Source organism: Nonomuraea sp. NPDC004580, assembly GCF_040609855.1.
Taxonomy (GTDB): Bacteria; Actinomycetota; Actinomycetes; order Streptosporangiales; family Streptosporangiaceae; genus Nonomuraea; species Nonomuraea salmonea.
Map to the genome: position 1 here is coordinate 1 of NZ_JBEXLH010000004.1, position 15,490 is coordinate 15,490.

General features: G+C 73.0%; 21 protein-coding genes. 6 read left to right on the forward strand and 15 right to left on the reverse strand.

The annotated features are described in order from the left end of the window. Window positions 1-32: 32 nt before the first annotated feature. The gene (locus ABZW11_RS07060) at window positions 33-539 is read right to left on the reverse strand and encodes a helix-turn-helix domain-containing protein (RefSeq protein WP_355413544.1); all 507 of its coding nucleotides are present in this window, start codon (window positions 537-539) and stop codon (window positions 33-35) included. 132 nt (window positions 540-671) lie between these two features. Here ABZW11_RS07060 and ABZW11_RS07065 point away from each other — a divergent pair, with 132 nt between their 5' ends. Then, window positions 672-1,676, forward strand: a complete 1,005-nt coding sequence (locus tag ABZW11_RS07065; protein ID WP_355413546.1) for an aldo/keto reductase — start codon at window positions 672-674, stop codon at window positions 1,674-1,676. A 139-nt stretch (window positions 1,677-1,815) separates the two neighbouring features. Here ABZW11_RS07065 and ABZW11_RS07070 read toward each other — a convergent pair whose 3' ends face one another. Beyond that, window positions 1,816-2,238: a hypothetical protein gene (locus ABZW11_RS07070; RefSeq protein WP_355413548.1), complete on the reverse strand. Its 423-nt coding sequence runs from the start codon at window positions 2,236-2,238 to the stop codon at window positions 1,816-1,818. Window positions 2,239-2,262: 24 nt separating this feature from the next. Here ABZW11_RS07070 and ABZW11_RS07075 point away from each other — a divergent pair, with 24 nt between their 5' ends. Continuing rightward, window positions 2,263-2,832 carry a hypothetical protein gene (locus ABZW11_RS07075; RefSeq protein ID WP_355413550.1) on the forward strand — a complete coding sequence of 190 codons (570 nt, stop codon included), beginning with the start codon at window positions 2,263-2,265 and terminating at the stop codon, window positions 2,830-2,832. Window positions 2,833-2,889: 57 nt separating this feature from the next. Here ABZW11_RS07075 and ABZW11_RS07080 read toward each other — a convergent pair whose 3' ends face one another. The 8 genes from ABZW11_RS07080 to ABZW11_RS07115 form a co-directional block, all read right to left on the reverse strand. Next, a complete protein-coding gene (locus ABZW11_RS07080) occupies window positions 2,890-3,549 on the reverse strand; it encodes a restriction endonuclease (RefSeq protein ID WP_355413552.1) in 660 nt (219 codons plus the stop codon). A gap of 78 nt (window positions 3,550-3,627) precedes the next feature. Further along, window positions 3,628-4,650 carry an LLM class flavin-dependent oxidoreductase gene (locus ABZW11_RS07085; RefSeq protein ID WP_355413554.1) on the reverse strand — a complete coding sequence of 341 codons (1,023 nt, stop codon included), beginning with the start codon at window positions 4,648-4,650 and terminating at the stop codon, window positions 3,628-3,630. A gap of 205 nt (window positions 4,651-4,855) precedes the next feature. Beyond that, on the reverse strand, window positions 4,856-5,644 hold the full coding sequence (locus ABZW11_RS07090) for an SDR family oxidoreductase (protein ID WP_355413556.1): 789 nt from the start codon (window positions 5,642-5,644) through the stop codon (window positions 4,856-4,858). Continuing rightward, window positions 5,641-6,231: a TetR/AcrR family transcriptional regulator gene (locus ABZW11_RS07095; RefSeq protein WP_355413558.1), complete on the reverse strand. Its 591-nt coding sequence runs from the start codon at window positions 6,229-6,231 to the stop codon at window positions 5,641-5,643. The genes ABZW11_RS07090 and ABZW11_RS07095 overlap by 4 nt, the downstream gene beginning before the upstream one ends. A gap of 31 nt (window positions 6,232-6,262) precedes the next feature. Then, entirely contained in the window at window positions 6,263-6,523 is a 261-nt protein-coding gene (locus ABZW11_RS07100) for a hypothetical protein (RefSeq protein WP_355413560.1), read from the reverse strand. 438 nt (window positions 6,524-6,961) lie between these two features. After that, a complete protein-coding gene (locus ABZW11_RS07105; RefSeq protein ID WP_355413562.1) occupies window positions 6,962-7,435 on the reverse strand; it encodes a hypothetical protein in 474 nt (157 codons plus the stop codon). Then, complete coding sequence (locus tag ABZW11_RS07110) at window positions 7,432-8,919, reverse strand: HAMP domain-containing sensor histidine kinase (protein WP_355414048.1); 1,488 nt, start codon at window positions 8,917-8,919, stop codon at window positions 7,432-7,434. The genes ABZW11_RS07105 and ABZW11_RS07110 overlap by 4 nt, the downstream gene beginning before the upstream one ends. A 6-nt stretch (window positions 8,920-8,925) precedes the next feature. Then, window positions 8,926-9,591 carry a response regulator transcription factor gene (locus ABZW11_RS07115; protein WP_355413564.1) on the reverse strand — a complete coding sequence of 222 codons (666 nt, stop codon included), beginning with the start codon at window positions 9,589-9,591 and terminating at the stop codon, window positions 8,926-8,928. A gap of 212 nt (window positions 9,592-9,803) precedes the next feature. Here ABZW11_RS07115 and vanY-N point away from each other — a divergent pair, with 212 nt between their 5' ends. Together vanY-N and ABZW11_RS07125 are read left to right on the forward strand one after the other, a co-directional pair. Next, entirely contained in the window at window positions 9,804-10,364 is a 561-nt protein-coding gene (vanY-N, locus tag ABZW11_RS07120; protein WP_355413566.1) for a D,D-peptidase/D,D-carboxypeptidase VanY-N, read from the forward strand. 10 nt (window positions 10,365-10,374) lie between these two features. Beyond that, window positions 10,375-11,106: a VOC family protein gene (locus ABZW11_RS07125; RefSeq protein ID WP_355413568.1), complete on the forward strand. Its 732-nt coding sequence runs from the start codon at window positions 10,375-10,377 to the stop codon at window positions 11,104-11,106. On the opposite strand, the gene ABZW11_RS07130 is transcribed toward ABZW11_RS07125, so the two are convergent. The 5 genes from ABZW11_RS07130 to ABZW11_RS07150 all read right to left on the reverse strand — a co-directional run bounded on the left by ABZW11_RS07130 (window position 11,103) and on the right by ABZW11_RS07150 (window position 14,171). After that, the gene (locus ABZW11_RS07130; RefSeq protein WP_355414050.1) at window positions 11,103-12,239 is read right to left on the reverse strand and encodes a DUF6596 domain-containing protein; all 1,137 of its coding nucleotides are present in this window, start codon (window positions 12,237-12,239) and stop codon (window positions 11,103-11,105) included. The genes ABZW11_RS07125 and ABZW11_RS07130 overlap by 4 nt on opposite strands. A gap of 7 nt (window positions 12,240-12,246) precedes the next feature. After that, entirely contained in the window at window positions 12,247-12,654 is a 408-nt protein-coding gene (locus ABZW11_RS07135) for a YciI family protein (protein WP_355413570.1), read from the reverse strand. Window positions 12,655-12,759: 105 nt separating this feature from the next. Next, complete coding sequence (locus ABZW11_RS07140) at window positions 12,760-13,221, reverse strand: hypothetical protein (RefSeq protein WP_355413572.1); 462 nt, start codon at window positions 13,219-13,221, stop codon at window positions 12,760-12,762. Then, the gene (locus ABZW11_RS07145) at window positions 13,221-13,556 is read right to left on the reverse strand and encodes a hypothetical protein (RefSeq protein ID WP_355413574.1); all 336 of its coding nucleotides are present in this window, start codon (window positions 13,554-13,556) and stop codon (window positions 13,221-13,223) included. The genes ABZW11_RS07140 and ABZW11_RS07145 overlap by 1 nt, the downstream gene beginning before the upstream one ends. Before the next feature lie 36 nt (window positions 13,557-13,592). Next, on the reverse strand, window positions 13,593-14,171 hold the full coding sequence (locus ABZW11_RS07150; RefSeq protein ID WP_355413576.1) for a LysR substrate-binding domain-containing protein: 579 nt from the start codon (window positions 14,169-14,171) through the stop codon (window positions 13,593-13,595). 83 nt (window positions 14,172-14,254) lie between these two features. Between ABZW11_RS07150 and ABZW11_RS07155 the strand changes: the two genes are divergently transcribed. Beyond that, window positions 14,255-14,854: a helix-turn-helix domain-containing protein gene (locus ABZW11_RS07155; RefSeq protein WP_355413578.1), complete on the forward strand. Its 600-nt coding sequence runs from the start codon at window positions 14,255-14,257 to the stop codon at window positions 14,852-14,854. After that, the gene (locus ABZW11_RS07160; protein WP_355413580.1) at window positions 14,854-15,405 is read left to right on the forward strand and encodes a carboxymuconolactone decarboxylase family protein; all 552 of its coding nucleotides are present in this window, start codon (window positions 14,854-14,856) and stop codon (window positions 15,403-15,405) included. Before ABZW11_RS07155 ends, ABZW11_RS07160 begins: the two co-directional genes overlap by 1 nt. Window positions 15,406-15,490 lie beyond the last annotated feature (85 nt).

Consider the following 15,490-nt stretch of genomic DNA (forward strand, 5'->3'; position numbering starts at 1 on the left):
CAGGACGCGGTGGAAGGCTGTTCCGCGGCGGGTCAGGAGGTCCTGGACCTGCTCGTCGCCGGCGTAGACCGTGACGAGGCGGACCGGGGCGGTGGCTCAGCCTCCGGCAGGGCGGACACGTCGCCGTGCAGCGCCTTGCCCATCGCGTTCTGCGCCAGCACGTCGCCCAGATCGTTGACCACCTGCGCCGGCGTGTCCACCAGCCGGTCGAGGATGAGCAGCAGGCCTGGACGTACATGCTCGGTGGCCGGACGGTCGCGTGGCGGCTCCTCGCCGGCCAGGAAGAACAGGTGGTCACGCTCGTCTCGCGACAGCCGCAGCGCGCGGGCCACGGCGGCGAGCATCTGGCGCGACGGCCGCGACCCCCTGGCCTGCTCCAGGCGGGTGTAGTGGTCGGTGGACATGCCGGCCAGCTGCGCCACCTCCTCGCGGCGCAGCCCCGGCGTGCGGCGCCGCGCGCCTCGCGACAGGCCCACGTCGGCGGGCATCAGCCGGGTACGGCGATGGCGCAGGAAGTCGGCCAGCTCAGCTCTGTCCACCCCTCCACCATGCCCGATGCCGTGGTGGCGTAGCCAGGGACGGCACGTCCCCGGATAAGGACGTCTCTTCCGCCGCCGCCCGACCCGCCCCAAAGTGGATCCCGGTTCATCCACCGGAAGAAAAGGTCCGTCATGCAGTACCGCACGCTCGGCCGTACCGGCATCAAGGTCAGCTCGTACGGGCTCGGTGCCCTGATGTTCGCCACCTCCGTCGGCAACCCGGATCCGGCCGAGTCCGCCCGCGTCATCCACAAGGCGCTCGACGCCGGCATCAACCTCATCGACACCGCCGACGCCTACGGCGACTCCGAAGAGATCGTCGGCGGAGCGCTCAAGGGGCGGCGCGATGACGTCGTGCTCGCGACCAAGTACGGCCGCCCCATGGGCGAGGACCCCAACCGGCAAGGGGCCTCCCGCCGCTGGATCCGCACCGCCGTCGAGAACTCCCTGCGCCGCCTCGGCACCGACCACATCGACCTCTATCAGCTGCACGTCCCCGACCCCTGCACCCCCATCGAGGAGACGCTGTCGGCGCTCACCGACCTCATCCGCGAGGGCAAGATCCGCGCGATCGGCACCTCGAACATGCCCGCCTCCGACCTGGTCGAGGCCCAGTGGGTGGCCGAGCGGCGCGGCCTGGCCCGCTTCCACACCGAGCAGCCGCCGTACTCGCTGCTCAACCGCGCCGCCGAACGCGAGGTGCTGCCCGTCGCGCAGCGCCACCACCTGGGCGTCCTGGTGTGGGGGCCGCTCGGGCAGGGGCTGCTGACCGGCCGCGTCCGCCGCGGCCGGCCCAACGAGCTGCGCCGCGCCGGCATCTTCAAGCACCTCAACGACGAGCGCCGCATCGAGGCGGCCGAGCGGTTCGCCGAGCTGGCCGGCGAGGTCGGCCTGCCGCTCCACCACCTGGCGCTGGCGTTCGTGACCGCACACCCCGGGGTGAGCGCCGCGATGGTCGGCGCGCGCACCATGGCCCACCTCGACGACCTGCTCGCCGGCCTGGACGTGCGGCTCAGCGCCGACGTGCTCGACCGCATCGACGAGATCGTCCCGCCGGGCACCGATGTCGGCAGGCTCGACCAGGCATACCAGCCGCCCGCCCTGCAGCAGCCGTCCTTGCGCCGCCGCGCCGCCTGAGGCGGTCAGGGTCGCTGGCGGGCCAAGAGCGCACCGAGAGCCGCGGCGAGGAGGGGGAGGCCGATCACGATCGCCGCGATCGTGAGCCAGGGCGTCTCGAACGGGATCCGCGGCGTATCCTCCCACGACATGCTCACTGTCAACGGCCACGACAGCGACATCCGGGGGCCGCCGCCGCGGTCGCCGTGGCGCTCACCGTGGCGCTCACCGTGGCGCTCACCGTGGCGCTCACCGTGACGGTCACCGTGGCGCTCACCGTGACGGTCACCGGCACCGATTCGCCGGGCGTGGACAAGGGGCTCTCGGCCAGGACGATCCTGCTCGCCGCCGCGGAGCGTAGCGCGGCGGAGCCGGAGGGGCGGTTCCGGCGCGTCCACGTCGTGGAGTCGCGCCCGGTCCCTGTCGACGGGGCCGAGCCGTACATGGTCCTCGTCTCGTACGAGATGGACTCCTGGCTCCCCCGCGAGCCGGACGGCACCGCCACCAGCTTCCGTCGGACGCTGCCCGCGCGCCCGCTGACGTCGCGTGACAGGCAGGCGTGGGAACGGGCGGTCTCGCCCACGTCATTCGTCCGGCGCGACGGCCGATGGGTGCCCGGCGACGACCCCGCCGGCACCGGCTGGCAGGAGCAGCGGATCACCCCCAGGACGGCGATCGGGCGGTCCAGCGGATCTGCGCCCAGAACCCGGACCCCAAGGGCTGCGAGCAGAGGGCCGCCAAGGCCCGCGCCGAGGCCCCCGCCAGGGCCGCGGAGCGTGCGCGGACGGCCGCCGACCCGAGCCGGTTCGAGGAACTGCTCTTCCCGCCGGGCACCGAGAACCGCGGCGCGGCGGACAAGCTGCGGCGGGGCGTCACCTTCCTGCTGTACGAGGCGCCCTCCGCCGAGGTCAGGGCCGCCACGTTCCGCCTGCTCGCCGATCTGCCGGGCGTGACGGCCTCCCATGGCGACGGCGGGATCGCGATCACCGCCGAGGGCGAGCTCGAAGGCATCACCTGCACGTACACGATGGTGCTCGACCCGACGACCTACCGGCTCAAGGGCGGCAGCGAGGTCGTCAAGGACGGGTCGTTCCGCGGCCTGGGGCCCGGCACTCCCTTGGCGCAGCTCGTCGTCAAGTCGGCGGGCTGGACCGACGAACAGCCCCACCACGACTGACCGCCTCACGACCGACCGCCCTGCGGCCGGCCACGCCGCAGCCCCCGCCTCGATCGTTCAGCCGGCAGGGGTCTCGTCGCCGGTAGGCAGCACGCCCTTGGCCGGGCGGCTCCTGGGCAGCAACGGGGCCTTGCCCAGGAGCCAGTCGGCCAGGTGGTCGCGTTCGACGAGGATCAGGGGCTCGCGCGCGCCTAAGGCCTCCTGCCTGGCCTGTCGGGTGAGGGTGCTGGTGGTGACCAGGACGCCTTTATGGCCGGCGAAGGTGTTGGCCAGCGCGCCCAGGAAGTTGCGCACGTCGGGCGCGCCGACCGTCTTGGCGTACCGCTTGCACTGAACGGCGATCCTGCCGTGTCCGGGGGCGACGGCGGTGATGTCGACCCCGCCGTCGCCGGCGCCGCCGCGCTCGCGGACCTGACGGAACCCGTCGGCGATCATCCGCTCGGCGACGAGGTGCTCGAACGCGCGCCCCGTCAGCCGATCGACGCGCTCCAGCTCGGCGTTGGCGGCCAGGAACCGCCGCCGCTCCGCCTCGATCATCCGGTGCCGCAACACCAGCCCGCCGACGAACAGCATCGCCAGCAGGCACCCGATCGCCGCCGTCCAGCCGGGATGCTCGCGGGCGAACCAGACGACCGCGACGCCGAGCGCGCCCGCCGCCGCGATCAGCCCCTGCCACCGCCCCGCGCGCCGCCTTCCACGCTTGGAACCCCTCGCCATGGCGCCTCCCCGTACCAGAGTGGTGTCCAAGGCGATTGTGCGCGGCGGGACCGACAGAAACCGGGGTCGCTCGCCGCGTCAGCGCCAGCCGAGTGCGGGGGCGACGTGGGTCAGCACCGAGGACAGCAGGTGGGCGTTGTAGTCGACGCCGAGCTGGCTGGGCACGGTCAGCAGGAGCGTGTCGGCGGCGGCGATCGCCTCGTCGCCGGCCAGCTCCTTGACCAGCACGTCCGGCTCGGCCGCGTACGTGCGCCCGAAGATGGCCCTGGTGGTGGCGTCGATGAAGCCGACCTGGTCGGAGCTGGTGCGTTCGTGCCCGAAGTACGCGCGGTCGGTGTCGTTCACGATCGGCATGATCGACCGGCTGACCGACACGCGCGGCTCGCCCTCGTGCCCGGCCTCCTTCCACGCCTCACGGTAGGCCTGGATCTGCTCGGCCTGCTGGACGTGGAACGGCTTGCCGTTCTCGTCGTCCTTGAGCGTGGAGCTCATGAGGTGCATGCCGAGCCCGGCGGCCCAGCGCGCGGTGGCGTTCGAGCTGGAGCCCCACCAGATGCGCCGCCGCAGCCCCTCGGAGTGCGGTTCGAGGCGCAGCAGGCCCGGCGGGTTGGGGAACATCGGCCGCGGGTTCGGCTCGGCGAACCCCTCGCCCTCCAGCACCTTCAGGAAGACCTCCGCGTGCTTGCGGGCCATGTCCGCCTCGGTCTCGCCCTCGGCCGGGGCGTAGCCGAAGTAGCGCCAGCCGTCGATGACCTGCTCGGGTGATCCGCGGCTGATGCCGAGCTGCAGCCGCCCGCCCGCGATGAGGTCGGCGGCGCCCGCGTCTTCTGCCATGTAGAGCGGGTTCTCGTAGCGCATGTCGATGACGCCGGTGCCGATCTCGATCCGGCTGGTCCGCGCGCCGACGGCGGCCAGCAGCGGGAACGGGCTGGCGAGCTGCTGGGCGAAGTGGTGCACCCGGAAGTAGGCGCCGTCGGCACCGAGCTCCTCGGCGGCCACCGCCAGCTCGATCGACTGCAGCAGGGTGTCGGACGCGCTGCGCGCCTTCGAATACGGCGACTCCGACCAATGCCCGAAGCTCAGGAAACCGATCTTCTTCATGCAGGCTTCAACCTTCCCCCAGACAAAGACATTCCTGCATTTTTGAACGTTCGATCCAGAGAGGTTTCGGTGGGTCCCATGGCAGGGACCAGGGGGTTCGACATCGACGAGGTGGCCGCCCGGGCGAGGGACCTGTTCTGGACGCGGGGTTATCAGGAAGGGCAGCACCACCTCGGCCATCTCGTCGGGGACCTCGTCGGTGACGTCAGCTCCAGTGACGGTCCCCGAGCAGGGTCGCCTCGGCACCGCCGTCGGCGAAGACGATCTGGCCGGTGACGAACCTGTTGGCCGGCCCGGCGAGCCAGCAGATCAGCTCGGCGACCCATTCGGGCCGCCCGGGGAAGCCGCCGTACGGCTGCGGCGCCACGGCCTCCACGGCGCGGCGCACCTCGTCGTTCTCCGTGATGTACGCGGCGGCGGGCGTGTCCACGACGCCCGGTGCGACGGCGTTGAGCGCGATGCCGGCCCCAGCCCACGCGGGTGACGGCGCGGCCCTGCGCACCCATCCGTTCAGCGCCCGCTTGGCGATGCCGTAGGCGCCGGACGGGCCGCCCATGTCCGGCTCGGCGCGCAGCAGGGCGAGCGCGGCGTCCTCGTCCCCGTCGCGGCACGCCTTCATGATGCGCTCGTCCGCGGGCTCCAGCGAGGACGTGGACGACACCGCCACGGCCCTGGGCGCCGCGCTGCGCGCCAGCAGCGGGCGCAGCCCTTCGAGTGTCGCGACCGCGCCGAAGTAGTTCGTCTCCAGCAGCCCCGTCCTGCCGCCGCCCGCCACGGCGAGCACGGCGTCGATGGGCCCGCGCGCGCTCACCTGCTCGACCAGCGACCTGCGCCCCTCGGGGGCGGACAGGTCGGCGCGGACGTCGGCGCCGTCGAGGTCGCAGCCGACCACGGTGGCGCCGCGTTCGCGCAGCAGGGCCGCGGTCGCGGCGCCGATGCCCGACGCCGAGCCGGTGACCACGTACGTCCGCCCGGCATGCTCTGCAGCGGTCATCGTTCTGCCTTTCCTGCTCGTGTGCCGCGGTCGAAGTGCTCGACCAGTTCGTCGGCGCAGAGGCCGGGGTCCATGCCGGCGGCGATGAGCGGCGCCACGCCGTCGATCGAGGCGCGCAGCGCCGCCGCCATGACCCGCGTGTCGAACGGGCGGAACACGCCGGTGCGCCGGCCCTCCTCCAGCAGCCCGGCCAGCCGGTGCTGCGAATCGACGTCGTGGTGCTCGTAGTCGCCGAGGCCGCCGTTCAGCAGGATCTGCCGCAGCGCCTCCACCTCCTGGGGGTGGTCGGCGATGAATCGCACGTTCGCCCTGATGACGGCGGCGAGCAGCTCGCGGGCCCCGGTCACGCCGTCCAGCGCGGCCAGCATGTAGCGCTCGCTGTCGGCCACGATCTGGTCGGCCACGGCCGCGAGCAGCTCGTCCTTGCCGGAGAAGTGGTAGGTGATCAGGCGCTTGCTGCTCAGCCCGGCCTCGGTGCAGATCGCCTCGAAGGTGGTCGCCCGGTAGCCGCGCTCGGCCAGCAGGGTGATGGCGGTGCGGGTGATCTGCTCCTTGCGCGCCGCCGTCGCCGCCTGGCGTTTATCCATACGGATAACTTATCCTCATGGATAACGTACGTCAACCGGCCGGCAGGCCCATGGCGTTGGCCGCGTCCGCCTCGAAGTACTCCGTGGTGGCGTAGGGGCCGACGTGCCGCTCGACGAAGCTCCTGACGCCGTCCACGGAGTCGTGGACGAAGACGTTCACCGCCTTCGTGCCGTCGGTGCCGGCGACCGCCACCGTCCACGCCGCGCCGCGCGGGAGCTGCCCGTACGCCGACTTCAGCGCGTCCCAGAACCGGTCGCCGTCGCTGACCGTGGAGACCGCCACCACGTGCACGCCCGCACCCTTGTCCGGCGTCCGACACCGGCGCCCACGCCCGCGTCGCCGAGGCCGCACAACGCGGCATGCAGCTGCTCGGCCCCGAAACCCCACCCGGCACCAGGCTCCGCGCCATGGGTCAGTTCTTCGCCAGGATCAGCCACCACATGGACGGCAACGACCGACAGCACCCTGACAGCGGTCACGGCGGTGCTTCGGTGAGCGACGCGATGACGATGATTGCGGCTCTTGTGCATGCTGCTCGGCCGCTCACCGTCGACGCGCTCGCGAAGGCGCTGGGCTGGCCTGTCCAGCGGGCCGCCGATGTCTTGGACGTGGTCGGGCGGCGTCCTGAGCTCTCCTGGCCGCTCGTCCTGGGGCGGCCGGGGCGTGGAATGTACGCCGTCGAGGCGGCGCCTGACCGGCTCAGCGCCGCTCAGCGTGCGGCGCTCGCGGTCACCTCGGGCAGGTCCGTGGGTCCACGGTCGGCTCGGCGTCCGCGACCGTGATCTCGCCGAGGCCGCCCGGCAGCAGGGCGGCGACCGTGCACACGATCTGACCGACGGCCAGCTCCGACAGCTCGCCGGACGAGCCCAACGGGGTCACCACCAGGCGGCCGCCCGGCTCGGAGACGACCGTGAACGGGGCCGCGTCCAGCGGGACGTCCGTGGTGTAGCCCTGCGCCCGCTCCTTCGCCGTCGGGCCGTCCGCCAGCACCGCCAGGACGTCCGCCGGATGCCACCGGCCGCGGGAACGGGTCACCGCCCGCAGCCGGTCGTCCTTCACCAGGTAGAGCTTGGTCGCCCTGGCCGGCGCGACGGCACCGCTCGGCGGCAGGCCGACGGGGATCACTTCGCTGGGCCGCACCCCACACCCCGCCACGGCGACCAGCACCAGCCCGGCCGCCAGCCTCCTCAGCGTCCTGGTCACCCGGCAGCCCCATCCTGTTCGACAAGGTCCTCGTCCGGGGTGCGGGGGAGGCGGAGGGTGAAGAGGGCGCCGCCGTCCGGGGCGTTCATGACGGTCAGGCCGCCCTTGTGGAGGCGGGCGTTCTCGCGGGCGATCGCCAGGCCCAGGCCGCTGCCCTCGGATCTGGCGCGCGCCGCGCTGGCCTTGTAGAAGCGGTCGAAGACGTGGGGGAGTACCTCCTCGTCCAGCCCGGGGCCGTGGTCGCGGACGTCGAAGGTGATGGACGAGTCTCCGGCGGACAGGCGTACCGACACCGGGGGGTCGCCATGGCGCAGGGCGTTGCCGACCAGGTTCGCGAGGATGACGTCCACCCGGCGCGGGTCCAGGCGGGCCGTCACCCCGGACGGCAGGTCGGTCTCCACGGAGTCGGTCCAGCCGCGCGTCCGCAGGGTGGCGCGGACCAGCTCGGCCACGTCCACGTCGTTCAGCGCGAGGGAGGCGACGCCTGAGTCGAAGCGGCTGATCTCGATGAGGTCGTTCACCAGCCCGGTCAGGTTGAGCGTCTCCTGGCTGACCAGCCGCGCGGCCCGCCCGGCGGGCTCGGGCAGCCCGGCCGCCTCCTCGTCCAGCACGTCGGCGACCGCCGTCAGCGCGGCCAGCGGCGTCCGCAGCTCATGGGAGACGTCGGCCACGAACCTGCGGGCGTCGGCCTCCATCGCGCGCAGCTGCTCGACGTGCCGTTCCAGCTCGGCGGCGGTGTCGTTGAACGTACGGGCCACGTCGGCCAGCTCATCGGAGCCGCGTACCGCGATCCTCGTCCGCAGCTCGCCCTGGCCCAGCAGCCGCGCCGCCCGCCCCAGCTCGCGCACCGGGCGCAGCACGCCACGGGTGGCCAGCGTGGCGACCACGACCGCGAACACCAGCGCCGCGGCACCGGTGAGCCACGCCCACAGGGCGAGCCCGTCGATGCTGCGCTGCTCGGGCAGCAGGCTGTGCGCGGTGTAGACCTCGATGCCGGAGTTGCGGGTCGTCCCGTCCGGCTCGGCGATCAGCAGCGGCGCGCCGATGATCAGCAGGGGCCGGCCCCGCCAGGTCACCCGCTGCCACGCCATGGTGCCGCCCGCGACCGTACGCCGCAGCTCGGCAGGAATGTCCGCCTCATCCAGGTCCGGCTTCGGCGGTGGCCCGCCGGACCGCCATCGTCCCGGCGGCGGGGCCGGGCGGCCCGGCGAGCGCTGCCCGCGGAAGAAGGCGACGGCCGAGGAGTTGGTGTCGTGCAGGCCGGCGGCGATCCTCGCGAGGTCGTCCTGGCCAGGGGTGTCGGTGGCCAGCGGGAACAGCGTCGCCAGCCGGTCGCGCATCGCGTCCACCGCGGCGTCCTGGGCCCGCTGCAGGATCTCGACGCGCGCGTTGACGTAGCCGATGCCGGCCACCGCCGCCGCCGTCACCACGCACAGCAGCACGAACGCCGACAGCAGCCGGGCACGCAACCCCAAGGACGCCACCGCCATCTACACGGGTCCGAACCGGTAGCCGAACCCGCGGACGGTCTGCACGTAGACCGGCGCCGCCGAGTCGTCCTCGATCTTGGCGCGCAACCGCTGCACGCACGCGTCCACCAGCCGCGAGTCGCCGAAGTAACCGTGCTCCCACACCGACTCGAGCAACTGCTGGCGGCTGTGCACCCGCCCCGGCGTGCCGGACAGCTCCAGCAGCATGCGCAGCTCGGTCGGAGCGAGGCCGACCGGCTCGCCGCGCTTGGTCACCACCAGCCCCGCACGGTCGATCGTCAGGTCGCGGTAACGCTCGAGCTCCGCCTGCTCCCGGCCGACGCGCCGCAGCACCGCCCGCATGCGCGCCTCCAGCACCCGCGGCTGCACCGGCTTGACCACGTAGTCGTCGGCGCCCGCCTCCAGCCCGGCCACCACGTCGAAGTCGTCGCCCCGCGCGGTCAGCATGATGATCGGCACGTCGCCGGCGGCCCTGATGCGCCGGCACACCTCGAACCCGTCGATGCCGGGCAGCATCAGGTCGAGCACGACGACGTCCGGAGGATCCGCACGCAGCCGCTCCAGCCCCTGCTCGCCGGACTCCACCGCGCGCACCCGGTGGCCGTGCCGGCTCAGAGCCAGCTCAAGGCCCTCCCGCACGGCGGAATCATCCTCGATCAACAACACTCGCGATCCGCCGCCCTGTCTCAAAGGCACACTCCGTCATCCCACCCGCCGGTCCAACCCCTCCACTATCGACCGGCCGTGTGCCCGCACGGTCCGCGCCATGTCATGGTCGTGTCACGATCCGACCAGCGCTGACCAGCCGACACGGCCGTCGTCGAACCATGACATATGGCGGACGGCGCGCGCACATTCGCCGCCCATGGTAAGTCGCCATGGACGAACCACACACCCTCCCACCTCGGCTCCGAGACCGGCTGTACGCGGTGGCCACGCTGGTGCTCGCCGTTGTCCTGCTCCCCGTGGCCTTCGCCCGCCGTCCCGGCCGCGCCCGCGAGCTGGCCTGCGGCTGGGCGCTTGGCCTGCGCTTCCCCGCCGAGAACCTGGCCGGGCTCACCGGCGGCGCCGAAGCGGCGTTCAGCGCGGCCCGCACCGAGGCGCTCTGGCGGCACGGCCAGCTCATCGGCCTCACCTCCGGCTACCGCGACCCCGCCGCCCAGCAGCGGCTGTTCGACGAGGAGGTACGCCGCTCCGGCTCCCCGGCCTCGGCGCGCATGCTGGTGCTGCCGCCGGCGGAGTCGTGCCACGTCCAGGGCATCGCGCTGGACATCAGGCCGCGTGAGGGCGCGCGCTGGCTGGAGGAGCACGGCGCCCGCTACGACCTCTACCGCATGTACGACAACGAGTGGTGGCACTTCGAGCACCACCCCGAGTTCGGCGGCCACCCGCCGCGCCGCCGCCCGCACCCCGGCGATCATGCCGGGACGTCCCGATAGGGTGGGCCGCATGTCGTTGCAACTCGTTCAGGTGAACCTCAAGGCCAAGGACGACGCGGCGCTGGGCCGCTTCTGGGCGGAGGCGCTCGGCTGGGACATGGGCAGCGAGGCGCCCGGCGTGACGAACCTCGAGCCCGCCGGCTTCTCCTGGCCCGACCCGTCGGCCGTGTGCATCGACATCGTCGCCGTCCCCGACCCCGCGACGGTGCGCTACCGCGTCCACCTCGACCTCGCCACCACCTCCGACGCCCACCACGCCGAGCTGGTCACCCGCCTGAAGGAGCTCGGCGCGACCCCCGCCGACGTCGGCCAGGGCGACGTGCCGTGGACGGTGCTGGCCGACCCCGAGGGCAACGTCTTCTGCGTCCTGGAGCCGCGGGAGATCTACCGCGACACCGGGCCGATCGCCGCGGTGGTCGTCGACTGCGAGGACCCGCGGGCCATGGTCGGCTTCTGGGGCGAGGCGATCGACTGGACCGTGCATGAGCTGACCGACGTCTACGCCAGGCTGCGCTCGTCCAAGGGGGTCGGGCCGTACCTCGAGTTCATCCGCACGTACGGCGAGCCCGCGGCGTGGCACCGCTTCCACCTCGACCTGGCGCCGTACCGGCGCGAGGACAAGGCGGCGGAGGTGGCCCGGCTGCAGGCGCTCGGCGCGACGCTCGCCGACGTGGGGCAGGACGACGTGCCGTGGACGGTGATGGCCGACCCGATGGGCAACGAGTTCTGCGTCCTCGGTTAGGAGGAGCGCAGCCGGGCCGCCTGCCTGATCAGGTGGTCGCGCTCCGCGAGGCTCGGCGCCGACCTGGCGGCCTCGGCGTAGAGCCGGGCCGCGGTCGCCGGGTCGCCGTCACGTTCGTGCAGGTACGCCGCCACGGCGGTGTAGCGGGGCAGGGCCGGGTCGACCTCGGCCAGGGCGGCCAGCCCGGCGCGCGGCCCGTCCGCCTCCCCGACAGCGACGGTCCTGTTGAGCCGGGCCACCGGGCTGCCGGTGAGGCGGACGAGCTCGTCGTACCACTCGACGATCTGCACCCAGTCGGTCTCCTCCGCCTTCTGCGCGTCGGCGTGCAGCGCGGCGATGGCGGCCTGCGCCTGGAACTCGCCCAGCCGGTCGCGGGCGAGCGCCGCCTGCAGCACCTCGACGCCCTCGGCGATCATGCGGGTGTCCCACAGCCGCCTGTCCTGCTCGGCGAGCGGGACGAGACCTCCGCCGGAGCCGGTCCTGGCGGCGCGCCGCGCGTGGTGCAGCAGCATCAGCGCGAGCAGGCCCGCCACCTCCTCGTGGTCGATCATCCCGGCCAGCTGCCTGGTGAGCCTGATCGCCTCCTCCGCGAGGTTCACGTCGCCCGAGTAGCCCTCGTTGAAGACCAGGTAGAGCACGCGCAGCACGGTGGCGACGTCCCCCGGCCGGTCGAAGCGGACGTTGGCGACGGTCCGCTTGGCCCTGCTGATGCGCTGCGCCATCGTCGCCTCGGGCACCAGGTACGCCTGCGCGATCTGCCGCGTGCTCAGCCCGCCGACCGCGCGCAGCGTGAGCGCCACGGCCGACGACGGCGTCAGCGACGGATGCGCGCACAGGAAGTACAGCTGCAGCGTGTCGTCCACCGTCGTGCTCGGGCCGGGCGGCGGCTCGACCTCCACGCGCGCCTCGCGGTTCCTGCGCGAGGTGTCGGCGCGGGCGGCGTCGAGGAACTTGCGCCAGGCCACCGTGACCAGCCACCCCTGCGGGTCGCGTGGCGCGCCGTCCGGCCAGGCGTGTACGGCCTCGACCAGGGCTTCCTGTACGGCGTCCTCGGCCGCCGCGAAGTCCGCTCCGCGACGGACGAGGATGCCGATCACGATGGGGGTGAGGGTGCGCAGCAGGGCCTCGTCCACCATGCGATCACTCCGTGATGGTCTCGGGCTCGGTGAGGAACGGCCGCACCTCGAGCCACTCGTGGATCGGCTCGCCACCCGCGCCCGGCGCCGCCGACAGCTCGGCGGCCAGCTCGAGCGCCCGCTCCTGGCTGTCGACGTCGATCACCATCCAGCCGGCGATGAGGTCCTTCGTCTCGGCGAACGGGCCGTCGGTGACCGGCGGCCGCCCCTCGCCGTCGTAGCGGACGAACATGCCCTCGGGGGAGAGCGCCTGGGCGTCGACGAACTCGCCGGTGCTCTCCAGCCGGGCGGCGAAGTCCCGCATGTACTGGATGTGGGCCGTGACCTCCTCCGGCGTCCACTTGTCCATCGGCACGTCGTTGACCGCCGCCGGGGCGCCTCGGTAGTGCTTGAGCAGCAGGTATTTGGCCATCGTGGTCTCCTTCGTCCGTCCGCGTCGTCGCGGTGTTCACAGCGGGGACGGAGCCGCCGCCGCGTTCTCGACATCCCGCCGCGAACTTTTTCGCAAGGCGGCCGATCAAGCCCTGGACCGCAGCCGTCGCCACCACGGAGCCTTGGAGGTCCGGGCGGTCGTCCCGTGCGGCGCCTCGCCCGTCCGCGCGTACGTGAAGAACGCCGCGAGATCGTGCTCGGATCCTTCGTGGATGCGCTTGGCGACCTTGTTGTGCGGGTAGCCGCGCAGCCCCTCGGGGCTCTCCACGGCGGCGGCCCGCTGGTCGGTGCAGTACACCCACGACCAGCCGCAGTTCCTGACGATCATCTCGCCCAGGTACGCCCCGGCCCCCATGATCGCGCTGTGCACGACCTCAGGGGCCGGCCTCGCGGCGACGAACGCGGCGCAGTAGTTGTCGAGGTGGTGGATGAACGCCGGGTCCCAGTCGAAGGCGAACCCCTCGGCCCGCGCCCCCGCCACGAAGACGTCGGCGAGTTCACGCATGTGCCCGGCGGTCTCGGCGTCGCTCGGCGGCTTGCCGCTCATCAGGGAAGATCCTCGCGTACGAGGGCGCGGGCGAGCGGCATGCCCGTCGCCCGCGCGTACGCCTGCCGGGCGCGTACCTCGGCACGGGTGCGCGGGCGGTAGCCGGGCCCGCTGCAGCAGCCCATGTGGAAGCGGACGCCCGCGTGCAGCAGCACCGACAGCGCCCGCCAGCCCTCGGTGTCCCGCCTGGCGGAGGCCGCGAACGCCGACCCCGCATGAATCAGCTCCCCGCCACATCCCGGGCAGATGCGCGGCTCGCTCCCCCGGCGCGGGTAGGTCTGCTTGTACGAGGCGCGGCACGGCAAGCAGACGAACGACGTCTTCGCATGACTCATGCGCCCACCATAGGCCCGCCGACGGCCTTGATCGACTCAAGTATCCCGGCTCTCGGGCAGCCAGTCGCGGGCGGGATCGTAATCCAGCCACCGGTTGCGCTCGGCCTCCCTGACGAAGGCGCTCAGCAAGGAGCCGAGCAGCGGGTGGCCGCCGTCGCCGCGCCAGAGCAGCGACCACGCGTACAGCGGGGTGGGGTCGATCAGCGGGACCGGCCGGATCTTCGGGTGTGGCGGGAGCGGCAGGTCGGCGGGCAGGAGGGTGAAGCGGCGCGGGTCGGCCGCGAGGTCGGCGAGCAGCCGGTCCAGCCCCAGGTTCGGGCCTTCGGCGTGCCGGTGGACGCCAAAGGCGGTGGCGAAGCGGTGCAGGAAGTCCAGCCGGTGCAGCGCGCCCGGGGTCCACAGCAGGCCGTCGCTGAGCTGCGCGGGACGGATCGCGGGCACCTCCGCCAGCGGGTGGTCGGCGTGGAGCACGGCGTCCACGGGTTCGAGGCGTACCAGGCGGTGGGTCAGCCCGGCGGGCAGCGGCGCGTGGACCCGGCCGAAGGCGGCGTCGATGTGGCCGTGCAGCAGCGCGGTGATCACGGACGGCAGGTCGCGGCCGTGGCCCAGCTCCACGCCGCCATGTCCTTCTCAGGGGTTGTGCTGAAGGCCCGCCGTCCTTATCTTGGAATGACTATTCCAAGTTAGGAGGCCACGGGATGCCCGATGTCAAGCACTTCGATCCCGAGGCGACGTTGGACCGGGTGGTGGACCTGTTCTGGGAGCGCGGAGCCGACACCACCGGGATCGCCGACATCGTCAAGGCGACCGGGCTCAGCCGCTCCAGCCTGTACGCCACCTTCGGCGGCAAGGCGCAGCTCCAGGCCGCCGCGCTGGGACGCTACCTGGAGCGGCGGTCGCGGCCGGTGTTCGACGCCCTGGCCGCCGACGGGCGCGGCGTGCCGGCCATCGCCGCGTTCTTCGAACGGCTGGTGGCGGCGCGCTGCTCGGGCGAGCACGCCCGCTGGGGCTGCCTGGTCACCAACACCCACGCCACGGGAATCGGCGGCCTGCCGGAGATCAGGGACGTCCTGGACCGGCACCACGACGCGCTGCGGTCGGCGATGCGGGCCGCGCTGGAGGCCGCGCACGCCGCCGGCCGGCTCAGGCCGGGCGTGGACGTGGAGGCCGCCGCCGAAGCGCTGGCCCTTCAGGCGTATGCCGTCAACCTGCGCTCGCGAGCCGGTGCCGAGCCGGCCGCGCTGCTGGCGGCCGTACGCGCCGTGCTCAACGGTTTCACCACTACCGAGGAGAGATGATGAGCGGTTTCCGGACGTACGACGAGAGCGACGCCCCCGAAGCGTCCCGCCCCATGCTGGCGGCGGCCAAGAAGCGGATGGGCTTCGTGACCACGCTGAACGGGGTGATGGCCGAGTCGCCGGAACTGCTGGCCGGCTACAACGCGCTCGCCGAGCAGTTCGGCAGGTCGTCGCTGTCGGCGGCGGCCAAGCAGGTGGTGCTGATCACGGCCAGCGTGGCCAACGGCTGCGAGTACTGCGTGGCCGCCCACTCCACCCTCGCGTTGCGCGCCCGGGTGCCCGCCGAGGTGGTCGAGGACCTGCGCGCGGGCCGGCCGCCGGCCGACGAGGCGCTGGAGGCCGTCCGCCGCCTCACCCGGGCGGTGGTGGAGCAGCGCGGCTGGGTGGACGAGGCCGAGATCGAGGCGTTCCTGGCGGCGGGCCACACCCGCCGCCAGGTGCTGGACATCGTGCTGGGGGTCGGCATGAAGACCCTGTCCAACTACACCAACCACATCGCCTCCACGCCCCTCGACCCGGCCTGGGCCGAGCAGAAGTGGAGCCGGACCTGATCACAACGGCCAGCCGGGGGTGATCACGTCGGGCGGAGGGCGTCCAGGAGGAGGGTGGTCATGCGGCCGGGTGGAGCCGTGACCG